The sequence below is a fragment of the Betaproteobacteria bacterium genome (genome assembly GCA_016791345.1).
Taxonomy (GTDB): domain Bacteria; phylum Pseudomonadota; class Gammaproteobacteria; order Burkholderiales; family JAEUMW01; genus JAEUMW01.
Window position 1 is genome coordinate 1 of record JAEUMW010000081.1, and the last position, 19,334, is coordinate 19,334.

The window sequence follows — 19,334 nt, forward strand, 5'->3', positions numbered from 1 at the left end:
CCGAGCGCGCGGTCGTGCGCCTCCGGTGTCATGTCCGATACGCGCGCGCCACAGGCAAGCCAGGCGTCGCGCACCCGCGCCACGGCTTCTGCATCGTTGTCCGCAAGCGGTGTGAGGATCACGTTGCGGTCAGTGAAGAGCGTTGCGGAAGCGGCTGCCGCGCCGGTCTTCTCGCTGCCGGCGATGGGATGCGCGGGGACGAAGCGCGGCAGCACGGCGGCAAAATGCGCGCGTGCGTTCGCCACCACGTCGCGCTTGGTGCTGCCGGCGTCGGTGACCACGGCGTGCGGCGCCAGCACCGGCGCTATGGCTTCCATCACGGCGCCCATCTGCCCGACGGGCACGGCGAGCAGGACGAAATCCGCGCCCTGCACGCCACTCGCCGCATCGCGTGCAACCTCGTCGACGATGCCATGCGCGAGCGCGTCGGCTAGATTGGCGCGACCGCGGCCGATGCCGACCACCCGCCCGACCGCTCCTGCCTGCTTCAGCGCAGCGGCAAAGGACCCGCCGATCAGGCCGACGCCGATGACGGCGAGGCGTTCGATGCGCATCATCAACGCCCGAGCGCCTGCGCCAGCGCCGCCAGAAAGCGCGCGTTCTCCTCCGGCAGCCCGACCGACACGCGCAGGAAATCCGGCATGCCGTAGCTCGCGATCGGGCGCACGATCACGCCGAGGCGCAGCAGCCGGTCGTAGACACCCGCCGCGTCGGCGACGCGGAAGCTCACGAAGTTGCCATAGGACGGAATGAAGTCGAGGCGAAGCCCTTCGAGGCCGGCGACGATCTGCGCCATGCCCAGGCGGTTGCGCTCGCGGCTCGCGGCGACGAAGGCCTGATCGCCGAGCGCGGCCACTGCCGCCGCCTGCGCCACGCTGCTCACGTTGAACGGTTGCCGCACGCGATTCATGAGGTCCGCGACGAGGGGATGGGCGAGTCCGTACCCCACGCGCAATCCGGCAAGTCCGTGCGCCTTCGAGAAGGTGTGCGACACCACCAGATTGGGAAACTCGGCGAGCCACGCCGCGCTGTCCGTGCGCAGGTCATCCGGCAGGTACTCGACATACGCCTCGTCCAGCACCACCAGCACACGGCTCGGCACCGACTCCAGGAACGCGTGGACCTCGCGCGGCGACACGAAGGTGCCGGTCGGATTGTTCGGATTGGCGACGAACACGACGCGCACGTCGTCGGTGATCGCGCGCGCCATCGCCGGCAGGTCGTGACCGTAGTCGCGGGCGGGGACTTCGATGCCGCTGGCGCCGACCGCCTGGGTGACCAGCGGGTAGACGGCGAAGGCGTGCTGCGCGAAGACCGCCGCCGCGCCGGGCGCGAGGAAGGTGCGCGCCGCGAGTTCGAGCACGTCGTTCGAGCCATTGCCAAGGACGATGGTGCTCTCCGCGACGCCGTGGTGCGCGGCAAGCGCGCGCTTCAGTTCGAAGCCGTTGCCGTCCGGATAGCGCGCGACGTCCAGCAGGGCCGCCTGTGCCGCAGCGATCGCCAGCGGGCTCGCGCCGGCCGGGTTCTCGTTGGAGGCGAGCTTCACCGCGCCAGTGATGCCGAACTCACGCTCCAGTTCGGAAATCGGCTTGCCCGGCTGGTAGGGCGCGATGGCGTCCACGTAGGACGGTGCGAGGTCGCAGAGATCGGCGGCGATGGGCATGGTCAATAGACGGCGACGGGATAGGAGCCGAGCACCTTCAGGAACGCGGCGAGCGCCTGCAATTCCCCCAGCGCGCCGGCGACCGGCGGGTCCTCGCGGTGGCCTTCGAGGTCGACGAAGAATACGTATTCCCATAAGCCCGTGCGCGAGGGCCGCGATTCGAGCCGGGTCATGCTGACGCCGTGCCGCGCAAGCGGGGACAGCAGCGCGTGCACCGCACCCGGCCGGTTCGGCGCCGACATGACGAGCGAGGTCTTGTCGCGACCCGAGCCGGCCGCATCGTGCGTGCCGAGGACGAGGAAGCGCGTCGTGTTGTTGGGATCGTCCTCGATGTTGGACGCCAGCACGTCGAGGCCGTAAAGCTCCGCTGCGGCGCGGCTCGCGATCGCGGCTGCTCCCGGCTCGGCGGCAGCCAGCCGCGCCGCCTCGGCATTGCTCACCACCGCCACGCGCACGACGCCGGGGTGGTTCTGTTCGAGCCAGTCGTGACACTGCGCGAGACTCTGCGCGTGCGAATAGATGCGCAGCGGAGCATCGGCGCCCGTGCCCTTCGCCAGCAGATGGTGGTGCACGGGCAGCGCGATCTCCCCGCAGATCCTGAGCGGCGTGGCGAGCAGGAGATCGAGCGTGCGGCCGACGGCGCCTTCGGTGGAATTCTCGACCGGGACGACCCCGTACCCCGCCGAGCCCGCCTGCACCTTGCGGAACACTTCGTCGATGGAACCCGCCACCACCTTGCCGGTGCTCGCGCCGAAATGCTTGATCGCCGCCTCTTCGGAGAACGTCCCGCGCGGACCGAGAAAGGCGACGGCGAACGAGTCCTCGAGCGCGCGACACGCCGACATGATCTGTGTGAAGAGATTCGCCACCGCCGCCGCCGGCAGCGGCCCGCGATTCAAGGCCTGCAGCCGGCGGAGCACCTGCGCCTCGCGCTCCGGACGGTAGATGGCGCCGTTCTGCTTGAGCGTGCCGATCTCGTGCGCGATCTCCGCACGCGCGTTGGCAAGCCGCAGGATTTCCTCGTCGAGCGCGTCGATGCGATCGCGCAGTGTCTTGAGACGGTCGGTCATGGACGCGCCGCCGGCTTCAGCCGTGTCTTGACTCGAAGTCGCGCATGAAGTCGACCAGCGCCTGCACCCCGGCGAGCGGCATGGCGTTGTAGAGCGAAGCGCGCATGCCGCCGACGATGCGGTGACCCTTGAGGGCGATGAGCCCGCGCTGGCGCGACTCGTCGAGAAAGTCGCGGTCGAGCTTGGGATCGTGCAGGGTGAAGGGGACGTTCATGCGCGAGCGGTCCTCCCTGGCGACCGGGTTGCGATAGAAGCCGGAAGCGTCGATGCAATCGTACAGGAGCTTCGCCTTGGCGACGTTCTCGCGTTCGACGGCGGCGAGCCCGCCGCGCTGGAGGAGCCAGCGGAAGACCAGCCCCGCCACGTAGATCGGGAACGTGGCCGGCGTGTTGAACATCGAGCCGTGCTCCGCCTGCACGGCGTAGTCGAGTGTCGACGGCGTCATCGGCAGCGCGCGGCCGAGCAGATCGGCGCGCACGATGACGAGTGTGAGGCCCGCCGGGGCGATGTTCTTCTGCGCGCCGGCATAGATCAGCCCATAGCGCGCGACATTCAGCGGCCGCGAGAGGATGTTGGAGGACATGTCCGCCACCAGCGGCACCTCGCCCGTTTCCGGCGTCCACTGGAACTCGACGCCATGGACGGTTTCGTTCGGGCAGTAATGGGCGTAGGCGGCACCTGGATTGAGCTGCCAGTCGCGCTGCTTCGGCGCGAAGGTGAAGCCTTCCGCTTCGGAACTCGCCACCACGCTCACTTCGCACAGCTTGCGCGCCTCGCGGATGGCGCGCGAGGACCATTCGCCGGTGTTCACGTAGTCGGCGCCGGCGCGCCCGCCCAGCAGGTTCATCGGTACCGCGGCAAACTGCGTGGCGGCACCGCCCTGCAGGAACAGCACCTTGTGCGTCTCGGGGATGGCGAGCAGTTCGCGCAGGTCGCGCTCGGCCTGTTGGAACACGCCCGTGAACTCGGCGCCCCGGTGGCTCAACTCCATGATCGACGCGCCGCAGCCGTGCCAGTCGAGCAGTTCCTCCTGCACCTGCGTCAGCACTTCGGTCGGCAGCATCGCCGGTCCGGGACCGAAGTTGTACGCGCGCTCGGTCATGTCTCACCCCCATTCGCCGCGTCGGGTTCGCTGGCCGTCCCGGCCACGCCCTCGGGCGCGACCGCGTCCGTGTCGTCGTCGCTTTCGACCACCCGCTGCAAGCCGGCCAAGGTCTCGCCGCTGTCGAGATTGATGAGCGTGACACCCTGCGTGGCGCGGCTCATCTGGCGGATCTCGGCCACCCGCGTGCGGATCAGCACTCCGCCGGTGGTGATCAGCATCACCTCGTCCTCCGGGCGCACCAGCGAGGCCGCCACCACGGCGCCGTTGCGCTCGCTCGTCTGGATCGCGATCATGCCCTGCGTGCCGCGCCCGTGGCGCGTGTATTCGGCGACCGGGGTGCGCTTGCCGTAGCCGTTCTCGGTCGCCGTCAGCACCGACTGGGTCTCGTCCTCCACCACCAGGAGCGAGATCACCTGCTGTCCGGCCGCGAGGCGCATGCCGCGCACGCCGCGCGCGTTGCGTCCCATCGGCCGCACGTCCTCCTCGGAGAAGCGCACCGCCTTGCCGGCGTTGGAGAAAAGCATGATGTCGTGCTCGCCGTCGGTGAGCTCGACGCCGATCAGGTAGTCACCCTCGTCGAGATCGACCGCGAAGATGCCGGCACTGCGCGGCCGCGAGAAATCGGAGAGCGGCGTCTTCTTGACGGTGCCGTTGGCGGTCGCCATGAAGACGAAGTGGTCGTCGTCGAAGACCTTCACCGGCAGAATGGCGTTGATCTTCTCGCCGTCCTGCAGCGGCACCAGATTCACGATCGGCTTGCCGCGGCTCGTGCGCGTGCCTTGCGGCACCGCGTACACCTTGATCCAGTAGAGCCGCCCGAGGCTCGAGAAGCACAGGATGTAGTCGTGCGTGTTGGCGATGAAGAGGTTGTCGATGAAATCGTCTTCCTTCGTCGCCGTTGCCTGCTTGCCGCGCCCGCCGCGCTTCTGCGCGCGGTAGTCGGCGAGCGGCTGCGACTTGATGTAGCCGCCGTGGGAGAGCGTCACCACCACGTCTGCCGGCGCAATCAGATCCTCCAGCGACAGTTCCTGGGCGTCGACGATGATTTCGCTGCGCCGCGCGTCACCGTACTGATCGCGGATGTGACCCAGCTCCTCGACGATGATGCGCGTGATGCGCTCAGGCTTCGCCAGCACGTCGAGCAGGTCGGCGATCTGATCCATCACTTCGCGGTACTCGGCGCGGATCTTGTCCTGCTCGAGCCCGGTCAGGCGCTGCAGCTGCATCTCGAGGATGCGCTGCGCCTGTGCCTCCGACAGGCGATAACCCTCGGCCGTCAGGCCGAACTGGCGACCGAGCCCCTCGGGGCGTGACAGGTCGGCGTCCGCACGCGCGAGCATCTCCTCCACCAGCGTCGAGCGCCAGACCCGCCCCATCAGCTGCTGCTTCGCCTCGGCCGGGGACGGCGCCGCCTTGATGAGCGCGATGACCTCGTCCACGTTCGACAACGCCACCGCCAGGCCTTCGAGGATGTGCCCGCGCTCGCGCGCCTTGCGCAGCTCGTACACGGTGCGCCGCGTGATGACCTCGCGGCGGTGGCGCAGGAACGCTTCCAGGACCTGCTTCAGATTGAGCTGGCGCGGCTGGCCGTCGACCAGCGCCACCATGTTGATGCCGAAGCTGTCCTGCATCTGCGTTTCTTTGTACAGATTGTTGAGGACGACTTCGGGCACCTCGCCGCGCTTGAGTTCGATCACTGCCCGCATGCCCGACTTGTCGGACTCGTCGCGGATGTCGGAGATGCCTTCCAGACGCTTGTCGCGCACCAGCTCGCCGATGCGGATGAGCAGGTTGGCCTTGTTCACCTGATACGGCAGCTCGTCGATGATGATCGCCTGCCGCGCGCCCTTCTCCATGTCCTCGACGTGCGTGCGGGCGCGGATGACGACACGCCCGCGGCCGGTGCGATAGCCTTCGACGATGCCCTGCGTACCGTAGATGATGGCGGCCGTGGGGAAATCCGGCGCCGGGATGTACTGCATCAGCTCGTCGACGGAGAGCTCCGCGTTCTCCAGCAGGGCAAGGCAGCCGGCGATGACCTCGCCGAGGTTGTGCGGCGGCACGTTGGTCGCCATGCCGACGGCGATGCCGGTGGAGCCGTTGACGAGCAGGTTCGGAATGCGGCTCGGCAGGACCGTCGGCTCCTGCTCCTTGCCGTCGTAGTTGGGCTGGAAGTCGACCGTTTCGCGCTCGATGTCGGCGAGAAGCTCGCCGGCAATCCGCGCCAGCCGGCACTCGGTGTAGCGCATCGCCGCGGCGTTGTCGCCGTCGATGGAGCCGAAGTTGCCCTGGCCGTCGATCAGCGGATAGCGCAAGGTGAAGCCCTGCGCCATGCGCACCAGCGTGTCGTAGATCGCGTTGTCGCCGTGCGGATGGAACTTGCCCATGACATCGCCGACGATGCGTGCACACTTCACGTAGGGCCGGTTCCAGACGTTGTTCGCCTCGTGCATGGCGAAGAGCACGCGCCGGTGCACCGGCTTGAGACCGTCGCGAACATCCGGCAGGGCACGCCCGACAATGACGCTCATGGCGTAGTCGAGGTAGGAGCGCCGCATCTCCTCCTCGAGGCTGATCGGAACGGTTTCCTTGGCGAACGTTTCCATCCGGATGATGAGGTAAGTGACTGAAGAGCCGACGCGTTTGAGCTTCCCGGGCGATTGCCCGCAGGCCCCGTGGCGACCCCTGACAAAAACGTAAATTGTAGCATCCGGCACCCGCCGGGGATCATGCGCGGGGAGCGTTTATGCCGCCCGAATCGGGTGTTGCACAGACGCAACAACCCGGCAGAATCCGCAAACCGGCAAAAACTTTTGTGCTAGCATGCCTCGGGTATTCAGGGTTCCAGCGCCGCCCCGTTGCGGGGTGCAGCGCGAAAAGATCCAGCAGTATCCAAATCAATAAGCGAAGGGGTGATCTTATGAACTTTGCAGCCAAGGCCGTTCTCACGGGTTTCGCGGCGTCGATGGCGCTGTCGACCGTCCCGGCGATGGCCCAGACACCACGCCCGGAGGTATACACATCCGACTCCGCGGGGCAGGTGGTGAAGGATCCGTTTGATCTTTGCTGGCGGACCGGCTATTGGACGCCGGCCGGTGCAGCAGCCGACAAGGAGTGGGGTTGCAAGTGCGACAAGGATCTCATCGCGAAAGAGATCTGCGAGCCGCCACCGCCCCCGCCGCCGCCCGCTCCGCCGCCCCCGGTCGAGCCGGCACCGGTCAAGCTGTTGCCGAAGAAGATCGATTTCTCGGCCGATGCGCTGTTCGACTTCGACAAGTACGTGCTGAAGCCGAAGGGCACCGAGATGCTCGACGAACTCGTGTCGACGCTTTCCGGCGCAACCTACGACAGCATCGGCGCCGTCGGCTTCACCGATCCGATCGGCACGGTGGCATACAACCAGAAGCTGTCGGAGCGGCGTGCGAACGCGGTCAAGACCTATCTCACCGGCAAGGGTATCCCGGCGGAGAAGATCAAGTCCGAAGGACGCGGCAAGAACGATCTCAAGATCACGATCGCCGAGTGCCGTTCGCAAGGTCACAAGGTCCGCAAGGCGCTGATCGAGTGCCTGCAGCCGAACCGTCGAGTCGAGGTATCGGTGACCGGCACCAAGCCACAATAAGTCCGGCAACCGTCGTATCATCAAAGCCCTGCGCAAGCAGGGCTTTTTTGTTGCCCGCTCGCCACCTCCGCATCCGATCATCGTGAGCGCGACAGCCGCCCCCGTCACCGCCATCGAAGCACGCTGGGTATTGCCCGTCGAGCCGGCAGGGTGCGTGTTGCCCGAGCACACCGTGCTCGTCTCCGAGGGCGTGATCCGCGACATCCTGCCGACTGCCGCGGCGAGAACACAGATGCCGGCAGCGGAACGGATCGCGTTGGCGGACCATCTGTTGCTGCCCGGCCTCGTCAACCTGCACACCCACGCGGCGATGACGCTGATGCGCGGGCTTGCCGACGATCTGCCGCTGATGGAGTGGCTGACGGCGCACATCTGGCCGGCCGAGCGCGCGCACGCGTCGGAGTCGTTCGTCGAGGACGGCACGCTGATCGCGTGTGCGGAGATGCTCCGCGGCGGCGTGACCTGCTTCAACGACATGTATTTCTACCCGGAAGCGGCGGCGCGCGCGGCTCTTCAGGCCGGCATGCGTGCGGCGCTCGGCATGATCGTCATCGACTTTCCGACCGCGTATGCGTCCGACCCGCAGGACTATCTCGCCAAGGGGCTCGCGACGCGCGATGCGTTCAGGCACGAACCGCTGCTCACCTTCTGCATGGCGCCGCACGCGCCGTACACCGTGGCCGACCGCAGTCTGGCGCAGGTGCTCACGCTGTCCGAGCAGCTGGCGGTGCCGATTCACCTGCATTTGCACGAAACCGAAGGCGAAATCGCGCAGGATCAGGCGAAACACGGCGTGCGCCCGCTCGCGCGCCTGCACGCGCTCGGCATGCTGAGCCCGAACCTGATCGCCGTGCACGCCATCCACCTGCAGGGATCGGAGATCGAGCTCCTGGCCGCGCACGGCTGTCACGTCGCCCACTGTCCGTCGTCCAACCTCAAGCTCGCGAGCGGCTTCGCACCGGTGGCGGAGTATCTCGACGCCGGCATCAACGTCGGGCTCGGCACTGACGGTGCCGCCAGCAACAATCGGCTCGACCTCATGCAGGAGATGCGGCTCGCTGCGCTGCTCGGCAAAGCCGTGCGTGGACGCGCCGACGCACTGCCCGCGCACGCCGCCGTGCGCATGGCCACGCTGGCAGGAGCGACCGCGCTCGGGCTCGAGCGGCGGGTGGGCTCGATCGTGGCCGGCAAGGAAGCCGACCTTACGGCGGTGAACCTCGCCACCCTGCCGATGTCGCCGTGCTTCGATCCGGTGTCGCACTTGGTCTACTGCGCCGGCCGCCAGGACGTGACCGACGTCTGGATCGCCGGGCGCCGCGTCCTGCAGGCCGGCCACCTCACCACCCTCAACGAACAGGAGCTGCTCGCCCGCGCGCTGCGCTGGCAGGAGCGGCTGCAGGGATAAACCATGTCGAACGTCGATCCGGCCGAGATCCAGAAATTCAGCGCCCTCGCCCACCGGTGGTGGGACCCGAAGAGCGAATTCCGCCCGCTCCACGAAATGAATCCCGTGCGCACCGATTACATCGACAGCCGCGCCGGACTCGCCGGGAAGACCGTGCTCGACGTCGGCTGCGGCGGCGGGATCCTGTGCGAAGGGATGGCGGCGCGTGGTGCCACCGTCACCGGCATCGACCTCGCCGACAAGCCGCTCAAGGTCGCCCAGCTGCACCTGTACGAAAGCGGGCACAAGGTCGAATACCTGAAGATCAGCGCAGAGGACATGGCGCGCGAACGCCCGCACGCGTTCGACGTCGTCACCTGCTGCGAGATGCTGGAGCACGTGCCCGACCCCGCGAGGACGGTGCGCGCGTGCCGCGACGCGCTCAAACCGGGCGGTCACGCCTTCTTCGCGACGCTGAACCGCAATGCGAAGTCGTTCCTGCTGGCGATCGTCGGCGCCGAGTACGTGCTGCGGCTGCTGCCGCGCGGCACGCACGAGTACGCCAAGTTCATCAGGCCGTCCGAACTCGCCGGCTTCTGCCGCGAAGCCGGCCTCGCCGTGGCGGACATCACCGGCATGACCTACAACCCGCTCACCCAAACCTTCGCGCTCGGGCGTGATACCGACGTCAACTACCTCCTGCACGCCATCGCACCATGATCCGCGCGGTACTGTTCGATCTCGACGGCACCCTTGCCGATACCGCACCCGATCTCGCCCGCGCCCTCAACCTGCAGCGCACCGTTCGCGGGCTGCTGCCGCTGCCGGTGAGTTACCTGCGCCGTTATGCCTCAATGGGCGCGCGCGGACTCATCCGCGCCGGCTTCGATCTCGATCCCGCCGACGATCGATTCCACGCGCTGTGCGATGAGTTCCACGAGCTCTATGCACTCGACGTGTGCCGCGAAACGCGGCTTTTTCCGGGGATGGAACGAGTTCTCGACTGGCTCGAGGCGCACGGACTGGCGTGGGGCATCGTCACCAACAAGATCGAACGCTATACCCTGCCGCTCGTGAAAGCGCTCGGCCTCGACGCGAGAGCGCGCACTGTGGTGAGCGGTGACACGACACCCCGCGCGAAGCCGCATGCCGAGCCGCTGCTCTTTGCCTGCGGCCGCTGCGGTATCACACCGTCCGACTGCCTCTACGTCGGCGATGACGAGCGCGATGTGCAGGCGGCGCACGCCGCCGGCATGCGCGTCGCCGTTGCCCGTTACGGCTACCTGGGCTCCGAGCGTCCGCCGGAGACGTGGGGTGCGGACGCGCTGATCGACGCGCCGACGGACCTGCTTCCCTATCTTTCAGGACTGCGCCCCGCCGCGTGACCTCGCCGCCCCGGCACGACCTCTTCGGCCGCGTCGCCCCCGCGCTCTTCGTGCTTCTCTGGAGCACCGGCTTCATCGGCTCCAAGCTCGGCCTGCCGTACGCGGAACCGCTGACGTTTCTGCTGCTGCGCTTCGCCTTCGTGCTGCTCCTTCTGGTGCCGGCGGCAATCGTGCTGCGCTCGCGCTGGCCGGCGACTCCGGTGCAGGCCGGTCACCTCGCGGTGGCCGGGGTGTTGCTGCACGGCGGCTATCTCGGCGGCGTGTTCAGTGCGATCTATCACGGCATGCCGGCCGGCATCGTGTCGCTCATCGTCGGCGTGCAGCCACTGTTGACGGCAGCCGCCGCCGGCACCTTTCTCGGTGAACGGGTAACGCCGCAGCAATGGCTGGGCCTCGGACTCGGGCTCGTCGGTGTGGCCTTGACCGTCTCCGACAAGACCGCCTGGGCGACACCGACGCCGGCGGGCGCAGCAGCGGCAGCCCTGGCGCTGCTGTCGATCACCGCCGGCACGCTGTACCAGAAGCGCCACGGCGCGGCCGCCGGGCTCGCCCCGAGCTCCGTCATCCAGTTCGCCGCAGCCGGCGTGGTGCTGTTGCCACTCGCGCTGCTCACCGAGCGCATGGAAGTGCGCTGGACGGCGCAGTTCATATTCGCCCTCGGCTGGCTCGTGCTGGTGCTCTCGCTCGGCGCCATCTCGCTGCTCTATCTGCTGCTGCGGTGGGGTGAAGCCGCGCGCGTAACCACCCTCTTCTACGCCACGCCGCCGACGACCGCGGTGATGGCCTGGTATCTGTTCGGGGAGCGGCTCGGTGCCCTGGCATGGGCCGGCATGGCGCTCGTTGCGGCCGCCATCTGGCTTGCGATGCGGCGCTAGAGCGTCGTCTCGACAGGGTAACGGTCGGGGCGTACACTCCGACCTCCGCATCACGCTTGAACATCATCCGCCTCGAGAATTCCTGTGGTCCGGTGACAAGCGACGGGCAGGTCGAGAACAAATCCCCAAGGGCAAGCAGAGAGAGGAGCATTCCATGGCTGAAAGAGACGTAGTGGTGCTGAGCGCCGTGCGCACGGCAATCGGCGATTATGGCGGCGGTCTGAAGGATGTTCCGCTGGTCGACTTCGCAGGTGCGGTGGTCAAGGAAGCGATGGCGCGCTCCAAGGCCGATCCCAAGGACATCGGCCAGTGCGTCATCGGCAGCGCGATCCACGGCGAGGCGCGTGACATCTACGTTTCGCGGGTGGCGTGCATCAAGGGCGGACTGCCGCAGGAGACGATGGCCTTTACCCTGAACCGGCTGTGTGGCAGCGGCTTGCAGGCGATCGTCTGCGCGTCGCAGTCGATCCTTCTGGGCGATACCGATGCGGCGGTCGCGGGCGGCGCCGAGTCCATGACCCGCGCCGGCTACGTGCTGCCGACCGCGCGCTGGGGTCAGCGCATGAACGACGGCAAGATCATCGACATGATGGTGGGCGCGCTCACGGACCCCTTCGACACAGTGCACATGGGCGTCACGGCGGAAGCGATCGCAAAGAAATGGGGCATCACGCGGGGCGATCAGGATGCGCTGGCGGTCGAGAGCCACAAGCGCGCCATCGCTGCGATCCAGGCGGGCCGCTTCAAGGAGCAGATCCTCCCGATCGAGGTCAAGACCCGCAAGGGGCCAGTGCCCTTCGACACCGACGAGCACCCGCGGGCGGACGCAAGCCTGGAAGGCATGGCGAAGCTCAAGACCGTCTTCGACAAGGAAGGCTCGGTCACGGCCGGCAACGCTTCGGGCATCAACGACGGCGCGGCCGTCCTGGTGATGATGGAAGCCGACGCTGCCGCCAAGAAGGGACTCAAGCCGATGGCACGGCTGGTCGCCTACGGCCACTCCGGCGTCGATCCCAAGATCATGGGCATCGGTCCGGTACCGGCCGTAAAGTCGGTGCTGGCGCGTGCCGGACTCAAGGTCTCCGACATGGACGTCATCGAATCGAACGAGGCGTTCGCGGCACAGGCATGCGCAGTCGCCAAGGAGCTTGACTTCGACCCCGCCAAGACCAACATCAATGGCGGCGCCGTGGCGCTCGGCCATCCTATCGGTGCGACCGGTGCGATTCTTTCCGTGAAGTGCATCTACGAGCTGCACCGTTCGGGCGGTCGCTATGGTCTCGTCACCATGTGCATCGGCGGCGGACAGGGAATCGCTGCGATCTACGAGCGGCTGTAACCCACTGCACTGGTTGAATGTTCGGCCCGACGCCCTGGCGTCGGGCTTTTTCTTTTTGCGGTGCCGCGAAAGTGCCTCTTGACATCCTCATCGAACGCACTAAAATGCGTCATGTTGCGTTGCAGCAAAACCACCCGCCGCCGCGACGCCGCAGCCGAGGTAGCCAAGAGCACCTTGCCCGACACCCGACCTGAAGGAGTTTTGCCATGCCTGCTTTCCCCGAGAAGTTTGCCGATGTCAACAAAGCCGCTGTCGACGCCGCCCTCGGCTACAGCACCATCGTCCTCGACAGCGCGGAGAAGCTGCTCGACCTCAACATGAAGGCTGCACGCAGCTTCCTGGCGGATAACGCGAAAAGCGCCAAGGCGCTCACTGAGGCCAAGGATGCGCAGGAATTCGCCGCCCTTCAGCAGTCGCTGACGCAGCCCGCGATGGAAAAGGCCGTGGCCTACTCGCGCGCCCTGTATGAACTGTCGGCCGAGACCCAGGCGGAACTGCAGAAGTTCGTCGAAGTGCACGTGGCCGAAGCCAAGAAGTCGGCGAGCGATGTGATGGAGAACCTCGTGAAGGCCGCGCCGATCGGCTCTGAGGCGGTCCAGGCCGCGGTGAAGTCGGCGATGACCGCCGCCAACAACGCCTACGAGAACATCACCAAGGCCGCCAAGCAGGTTGCTGACATCACCGAAGCCGGTGTCGCCAGCGCCGTGACCGCAACCAAGAAGAAAGTTTCGTAAGCCGCACAAACCGGTTTCCCCTGCACCAAGCCCCCGGATTGTTCCGGGGGCTTTTTCGTTGGCCAGACGAAACCGCCATCGCGACCACGTGCTCCAACGGGGAACTCAGCTGCTCCCGGAGACCGCCATGGACGCAGAAATCTTCAACGCAAGCATCCGCAAGTTCCTGAAGACTGTGGGCGTCAAGTCTCAGATCGAGATCGAACGCGCCGTGGCCGCCGCCCTCGCCGCGCAGACCATCACCGACGGCACAGCGTTGCCGGTCACGATGAACCTGACGATTCCGGCACTCGGACTCGACATCGAATTCCCAGGGACGATCGAACTCGGCTAGCCGTTCTCTCCTCCGAACCTCAGAGCCATACCATCAGACCGGTCTCGAACGGATGCGTGAGCTGCGCATGATGCGGATAGACGCGCACCTGGTATTCGAGCCTGCCGCACAGCTCCGGCGTGATCTCCAGCCCGAAGATATGTTCGCCCTGCTCGGTGGTGACGCCGACAAACTCGAACGCGTGGCGCTGGTATTCCTTCAGCTTGTCGCGCTTGCGCTGCCGGCCGATCAGCATCTCGACGCGAACATCGTCGGGCGCCAGCCCGTTTAGCTGCACGGCCACTTCGCAGCGCATGGCCTCGCCGTAGCGGATGGCGCGGGCTCCGGTGTCGAGCCGGCGAACCCGGACGCCGTCCCAGAACGTGCGGACCTTGCGCTTCCAGTCCGCCAGTTGTCGCGCCAGCGCGAAATCGCTCTCGATGATGCGTCGGCACTGCTTGCTCGCCGACAGGTAAAACTTCGAGACGTACTCTCCCACCATGCGGGTGCCATTGAAGCGCGGCATGAGTGTGGCCATCGAGTGCTTCGCCATCTTGATCCAGCCCGGCGAGAAGCCGAGGGCGTTGCGCTCGTAGTAAAGCGGGATGACCTTATCCTGCAGGAGCTCGTACAGGGTGCGCGCCTCTTCGCGGTTGCGTCGATGCTCGTCGAGCAGCGGCGATGCGGGCTTGATGGCCCAGCCGTTCTTTCCGTCGTAACCCTCCTCCCACCAGCCGTCGAGCACCGAGAGGTTGAGGGCACCGTTGATGCCGGCCTTCATGCCCGACGTGCCCGAGGCTTCGAGCGGATAGATCGGATTGTTGAGCCAGACGTCGACACCGGAAACGAGCCGGCGGGCAAGGCGCAGGTCGTAATCCTCGACCAACAGCAAGCGCCCTTCGAATTCCGGCATGCGTCCGATCTCGGCGATGCGGCGGATGAGGTCCTGCCCCGGCACATCGGCGGGATGTGCCTTGCCGGCGAAAAGAACGAGCACCGGGCGGTCGGCGTCGAGCATGACCTGCCGCAGCCAGCCGAGATCTTCGAAGAGCAGCGTCGCTCGCTTGTAGGTGGCGAAGCGGCGGGCGAAGCCGAGCGTGAGGACGTTCGTGTTGCTCGGATCGGCAAACCGCAGCATGCGCTCCAGGTGCGCTTCGCTGCCGTTGTTGCGGAAATGCTGCGTGGTGACGCGCTGCCGGACCAGGATCAGCATCTGCGCCTTCAGCGATTGACGCACGCTCCAGAACACGTGGTCCGGAATGCTGTTGATCGCTTCCCAGAACGGCTCGTTGCGCAGGCGGTGCGTCCATTCGAACCCGAGGTAACGGTCGAATACTTCCTGCCATTCCTGTGTGAGAAAACTCGGCACGTGCACGCCGTTGGTGACGTGGTCGACCGGGTTCTCTTCCGACTCGATCTGCGGCCAGAGCGAGGAGAGCATCTTCGCGCTGAGCTCGCCGTGTATGCGAGATACGCCGTTGTGGTAGCGCGAGCCGCGAATCGCGAGCGTGGTCATGTTGAAGTCGTGACCGGTCGGGTTGCGGCCGAGCGCGAGAAACTCGTCGCGTGATGCCTTCAGGTCCCCGTAGAAGGACTCGAAGTAGCGCATCATCATGTCGTCCGAGAAGTGATCGTGACCGGCCGGCACCGCGGTGTGCGTGGTGAAGACGGTGTTCGCGGCGACCGTCTCGAGCGCGGCGGCGAAATCGGCGCCGTGCGCGGCGACTTCGCCGCGCATCCGCTCCAAGATGAGAAACGCGGCGTGCCCTTCGTTGATGTGCCAGACGGTGGGCTTGATGCCGAGCGCCCCGAGCGCCCGCACACCGCCGATGCCGAGGATGATCTCCTGCTCGATGCGCATGGTGCGGTCGCCGCCGTACAGGCGGTGGGCGATGTCACGGTCGTGCGGCGCGTTCTCGTCGAGATCGGTGTCCAGCAGATAGAGGAAGACATGTCCGCAGCGCGCCTTCCACACCTTGCAGGCAACGCGGCGCCCCGGCAGTTCGACCTCGATGCGCACCTCGGAGCCGTCCGCACGCAGCACCGGTGCCACGGGCATGTCGTCGAAATCGGAGTCGAAGTACGTCGCGTGCTGATTGCCTTCGAGGTCGATGGTTTGCGTGAAGTAGCCCTGCTTGTAGAGCAGCCCCACGGCGACGAAGGGAAGCGCCATGTCGCTTGCCGCCTTGCAGTGGTCGCCGGCGAGAATCCCGAGACCGCCGGAATAGATCGGAAAGCTCTCGTGCAGGCCGAACTCGGCGCAGAAGTAGGCGACGAGGTCGCCCTGCTGCAGCCATTCGGAACCGTTCTGACGCAGCGGCTCGTCGTGGTAGGTGTCGTAGTTGGACAGTACGCGGTTGAAGTTCGCGAGGTAGACGGGGTCGTCTGCTGCGTCGCGCAAGCGGCGCTCGTCGACGCGCTTGAGGAATGCTTTCGGGTTGTGACCGACGGCGTCCCAGAGGCTCGGGTGCAGGCGGGCGAAGAGTGTGCGCGTCGGTCGGTCCCAGCTGTACCAAAGATTGTTGGCAAGCTCGTTCAACCGCGCCAGACGTGCCGGCAACTCCGGCTGAACTTCGAGGACATACTGCGTTCCGCGCATGATTTCTCCCTTCGTGGACAGACTGGACGGTGCCGTCGGCGGCGCCGAACCGTATCGAAAGCGCTGCGGTGAGAGCACGGGGCGTGCCCCCGCAGTGCATCAGAGTCGTAGCATGTGTTCCCGATAGTAGCGCAGCTCGGCGATCGACTCGTAGATGTCGGCGAGCGCCTCGTGCTTGCCCTGCTTGGCGAAGCCCGACGCGAGCGCCGGCTTCCAGCGGCGGGCGAGCTCCTTGAGCGTGCTGACGTCGAGATTGCGGTAGTGAAAGTAGGCTTCCAGCACCGGCATGTAGCGCGCGAGGAAGCGGCGATCCTGGCAGACGGAGTTCCCGCACATGGGCGAGGCACCCTTCGGCACGTGCGTCGTCAGAAACGCCAGCACGCGCGCTTCGGCTTCGGCTTCTCCGATGTCGGACTGTCGCACGCGCTCGACGAGGCCGCTCCGCGCGTGTGTGGAGCGATTCCAGGCGTCCATCGCATCGAGCACCGCAGCGTCCTGATGCACGGCAAGCACCGGCCCTTCGGCCACGACCTCGAGCGCGATGTTGGTGACCACCACGGCGATCTCGATGATGCGGTCGCGGTCGGGAACGAGCCCGCTCATCTCGAGATCGATCCAGATGAGGGCATTGGCGTCCTGTGCCATAATTTTCCCGGGAATCTTGACGGTCGCTATTCTGTCATAGCTCCCGCCTTCATCACCGCTCGCATTCCATGAACACCTTCACTGCCGTGTTCCTGGCGGCTCTCGTGGTGTCCGCCGGGCTTCGTCTCTGGCTCGGCAGCCGCCACATCCGTCACGTCGAAACGCACCGCAACCGTGTGCCGGAGGGTTTTGCCGACCAGATCACCCTCGCCGCCCACGACAAGGCGGCTCGCTACACCGAGGCAAAGACCCGCCTGCATCTCACGCGCGTCGCCGTCGACGCGCTCGTCCTCCTCGCGCTCACCCTGGGTGGCGTTCTGAACTGGCTGGACGTCGCCTGGCAGTCCCTGCTCGGCCCGGGACTGTGGTCGGGACTCGCCCTCATCGGCAGCGTGGTCGTGATCCTGTCGGTGATCGACCTGCCACTCGGCTGGTACCGCACGTTCCGCATCGAGTCGCGCTTCGGGTTCAATCAGATGACCCTCGCACTCTTCGCCAGCGACCTCGCCAAGCAGGCGCTGGTCGGGGCGGTGGTCGGCGCCCCGCTGGTGCTGGCAGTGCTCTGGCTCATGCAGGAGATGGGCAGCAACTGGTGGTTGTACGTCTGGCTGCTGTGGGTCGCGTTCAGCATCGTCATGCTCGTCGTCTACCCGACGTACATCGCGCCGCTTTTCAACAAGTTCTCGCCGATGCAGGAGGGCGACCTCAAGCATCGCATCGAGGCGCTGCTCGTGAAATGCGGCTTTCGCTCGCAGGGACTGTTCGTCATGGACGGCTCCAGGCGCAGCAGCCATGGCAACGCGTATTTCACCGGCTTCGGTCGCGCCAAGCGCATCGTCTTCTTCGACACACTGCTCTCGCGCCTCGATCCACCCGAGATCGAAGCGGTGCTCGCGCATGAGCTCGGACACTTCAGGCTGCACCACGTGACGAAGCGGATGCTGCTCACCTTCGCCGTCAGTCTCGTCTTCCTCTGGGTGCTCGGCCGACTCATGAACGAACCCTGGTTCTATCAGGGACTGGGCGTGTCGACACCTTCCACCGCCATGGCGCTGCTGCTCTTTTTCCTGGTCGCCCCGGTATTCACGTTCCTGCTGCAGCCGATCATGAGCGTGTATTCGCGCAAGCACGAATTCGAGGCCGATGCCTACGCCGCACAACACGCCTGCGCCACCGATCTCGTACACGCGCTCGTCAAGCTCTACAAGGACAACGCCTCCACATTGACGCCGGATCCCCTGCACTCCGCGTTCTACGATTCGCATCCGCCGGCCGCGCAGCGCATCGCGCGCCTGCAGCAATTGGCCCCCGCGTGACGGCAGCGCGGTGCCGTGCGATGAAGCGGCAGATCCTGCTCGGCGCGATGCTTGCCGTTGTCCCCGTCGTCGCGCTCGCCGGTCCCTTCCCGCAGGGCGATGCGCAGAAAGGCGAGAAGCTGGTACGGGAGGGCCGCTGCAACACCTGCCACGTCAAGCTCGTCGGCGGTGACGGCACCGCCATCTACACACGAGCGGAGCGCAAGGTGAAAACCTCGGCGGGCTTGCTTTCGCAGGTGCGCACGTGCAACACCATGCTCGGCACCAACTGGTTTCCCGAGGATGAGGAAAACGTCGCGGCGTATCTGAATCAGACGTACTACAAGTTCAAGTAGAGCCTGGAGGTGGACGATGGATGCCCAGGTGTGTGACCTCACCGCGCGCAAGTGCAAACCCTGTGAAGGGGGTGTGCCGAAACTCCCGGATGACGAGATCCAGGCGCTGCTCGCGCAGCTGGACGATTGGTCGTATCGCGAGGGCGCGCTAGTCAAGGCGTACGCGTTTCGCAACTACCATGAAACGATGGCGTTCGTGAATGCGACGGCATGGATCTCCCATCGCGAGGATCACCATCCCGATCTTGCCGTCGGTTACAACCGCTGCGAGGTTCGCTACTGGACGCACGCCATCGGCGGGCTCTCGGAGAACGACTTCATCTGCGCCGCCAAGATCGACGCATTGTTCAGCCTGTGAATCCGCTCTGAGCGCGTGCAACGGGGCGCCTCACAGAAGCCCGGCGCGGTCCCCGAATCCGGCCTCGTCATTGCCGCGCACGGCCGTCACTTCACCGTCGAGGTCGGCGACGGAGAAGTTCTCACGTGCACGACGCGCGGCAAGCGCGGAAACGTGGCCTGCGGCGACCGTGTCACCGTGGTGCGCACGTCGGCCGACCAGGCGGTGATCGAAGCGGTTCAGCCGCGCGCCTCCGTGCTGTTTCGTTCCGATGCGTATCGGCAAAAGCTACTGGCCGCGAACGTGACGCAAGTCGTCGTCGTCGTCGCGCCCTGGCCCGCCTTCTCGCACGACCTGCTGGTGTGCTGTCTGGCGGGAGCCGAGCACGCCGGGGCGAAGAGCCTCGTCGTCCTCAACAAGATCGATCTGCCGCAGGCGGCCGCAGCGCGCAGTCAGCTCGACGGCTATCCGGCGATCGGCTATGACGTACTGCCGCTCGCCGCCAGGCAGGACGTTTCCCCGCTGCTGCCTCGGCTTCAAGGCCACACCAGCGTGCTCGTCGGCGAATCGGGCATGGGCAAATCGACCATCGTCAACCGCATCGTCCCGGAC

19 protein-coding genes are annotated in these 19,334 nt (G+C 66.3%); 12 read left to right on the forward strand and 7 right to left on the reverse strand.

The window, feature by feature from the left end:
- The 5 genes from JNK68_03060 to gyrA form a co-directional block, all read right to left on the reverse strand.
- The coding region (locus tag JNK68_03060) for a prephenate dehydrogenase/arogenate dehydrogenase family protein (protein MBL8539333.1) at positions 1-557 on the reverse strand (557 nt) is incomplete at its 3' end.
- Positions 557-1,663 (reverse strand): histidinol-phosphate transaminase, encoded by a 1,107-nt coding sequence (locus JNK68_03065; GenBank protein ID MBL8539334.1) that lies wholly within the window; start codon positions 1,661-1,663, stop codon positions 557-559. The genes JNK68_03065 and JNK68_03060, both read right to left, overlap by 1 nt.
- 2 nt (positions 1,664-1,665) lie before the next feature.
- Positions 1,666-2,733, reverse strand: a complete 1,068-nt coding sequence (gene pheA, locus JNK68_03070) for a prephenate dehydratase (GenBank protein MBL8539335.1) — start codon at positions 2,731-2,733, stop codon at positions 1,666-1,668.
- 16 nt (positions 2,734-2,749) lie between these two features.
- Positions 2,750-3,835 (reverse strand): 3-phosphoserine/phosphohydroxythreonine transaminase, encoded by a 1,086-nt coding sequence (gene serC / locus JNK68_03075; protein ID MBL8539336.1) that lies wholly within the window; start codon positions 3,833-3,835, stop codon positions 2,750-2,752.
- The gene (gyrA, locus tag JNK68_03080) at positions 3,832-6,444 is read right to left on the reverse strand and encodes a DNA gyrase subunit A (protein MBL8539337.1); all 2,613 of its coding nucleotides are present in this window, start codon (positions 6,442-6,444) and stop codon (positions 3,832-3,834) included. The genes serC and gyrA overlap by 4 nt, the downstream gene beginning before the upstream one ends.
- Before the next feature lie 314 nt (positions 6,445-6,758).
- On the opposite strand from gyrA, the gene JNK68_03085 reads away from it, so the two are divergent.
- From JNK68_03085 to JNK68_03120, 8 genes are all read left to right on the forward strand, one after another.
- Entirely contained in the window at positions 6,759-7,460 is a 702-nt protein-coding gene (locus JNK68_03085; protein ID MBL8539338.1) for an OmpA family protein, read from the forward strand.
- An 82-nt stretch (positions 7,461-7,542) separates the two neighbouring features.
- Positions 7,543-8,865: a TRZ/ATZ family hydrolase gene (locus tag JNK68_03090; GenBank protein ID MBL8539339.1), complete on the forward strand. Its 1,323-nt coding sequence runs from the start codon at positions 7,543-7,545 to the stop codon at positions 8,863-8,865.
- Positions 8,866-8,868: 3 nt separating this feature from the next.
- Positions 8,869-9,564, forward strand: coding sequence for a bifunctional 2-polyprenyl-6-hydroxyphenol methylase/3-demethylubiquinol 3-O-methyltransferase UbiG (ubiG, locus tag JNK68_03095; GenBank protein ID MBL8539340.1), 696 nt, complete (start codon positions 8,869-8,871; stop codon positions 9,562-9,564).
- Entirely contained in the window at positions 9,561-10,229 is a 669-nt protein-coding gene (locus JNK68_03100) for an HAD-IA family hydrolase (GenBank protein MBL8539341.1), read from the forward strand. The genes ubiG and JNK68_03100 overlap by 4 nt, the downstream gene beginning before the upstream one ends.
- A complete protein-coding gene (locus JNK68_03105; protein ID MBL8539342.1) occupies positions 10,226-11,104 on the forward strand; it encodes a DMT family transporter in 879 nt (292 codons plus the stop codon). Before JNK68_03100 ends, JNK68_03105 begins: the two co-directional genes overlap by 4 nt.
- Positions 11,105-11,258: 154 nt before the next feature.
- Complete coding sequence (locus JNK68_03110) at positions 11,259-12,443, forward strand: acetyl-CoA C-acyltransferase family protein (protein MBL8539343.1); 1,185 nt, start codon at positions 11,259-11,261, stop codon at positions 12,441-12,443.
- A gap of 206 nt (positions 12,444-12,649) precedes the next feature.
- Positions 12,650-13,177 (forward strand): phasin family protein, encoded by a 528-nt coding sequence (locus JNK68_03115; GenBank protein MBL8539344.1) that lies wholly within the window; start codon positions 12,650-12,652, stop codon positions 13,175-13,177.
- Positions 13,178-13,304: 127 nt separating this feature from the next.
- Positions 13,305-13,511 carry a hypothetical protein gene (locus tag JNK68_03120; GenBank protein MBL8539345.1) on the forward strand — a complete coding sequence of 69 codons (207 nt, stop codon included), beginning with the start codon at positions 13,305-13,307 and terminating at the stop codon, positions 13,509-13,511.
- Positions 13,512-13,530: 19 nt separating this feature from the next.
- Here the strand turns inward: JNK68_03120 and glgP are convergent, their stop codons facing one another.
- Both glgP and orn read right to left on the reverse strand, forming a co-directional pair.
- Positions 13,531-16,092: an alpha-glucan family phosphorylase gene (gene glgP, locus JNK68_03125; GenBank protein ID MBL8539346.1), complete on the reverse strand. Its 2,562-nt coding sequence runs from the start codon at positions 16,090-16,092 to the stop codon at positions 13,531-13,533.
- A gap of 96 nt (positions 16,093-16,188) precedes the next feature.
- Complete coding sequence (gene orn, locus JNK68_03130; protein MBL8539347.1) at positions 16,189-16,734, reverse strand: oligoribonuclease; 546 nt, start codon at positions 16,732-16,734, stop codon at positions 16,189-16,191.
- 68 nt (positions 16,735-16,802) lie between these two features.
- On the opposite strand from orn, the gene JNK68_03135 reads away from it, so the two are divergent.
- From JNK68_03135 to rsgA, 4 genes are all read left to right on the forward strand, one after another.
- The gene (locus JNK68_03135; protein ID MBL8539348.1) at positions 16,803-18,050 is read left to right on the forward strand and encodes a M48 family metallopeptidase; all 1,248 of its coding nucleotides are present in this window, start codon (positions 16,803-16,805) and stop codon (positions 18,048-18,050) included.
- 20 nt (positions 18,051-18,070) lie between these two features.
- On the forward strand, positions 18,071-18,385 hold the full coding sequence (locus tag JNK68_03140) for a cytochrome c (protein MBL8539349.1): 315 nt from the start codon (positions 18,071-18,073) through the stop codon (positions 18,383-18,385).
- Positions 18,386-18,401: 16 nt separating this feature from the next.
- Complete coding sequence (locus JNK68_03145; protein ID MBL8539350.1) at positions 18,402-18,743, forward strand: 4a-hydroxytetrahydrobiopterin dehydratase; 342 nt, start codon at positions 18,402-18,404, stop codon at positions 18,741-18,743.
- 15 nt (positions 18,744-18,758) lie between these two features.
- Positions 18,759-19,334 (forward strand): GTPase RsgA (gene rsgA, locus JNK68_03150; GenBank protein ID MBL8539351.1); only part of this gene is annotated, 576 nt, incomplete at its 3' end.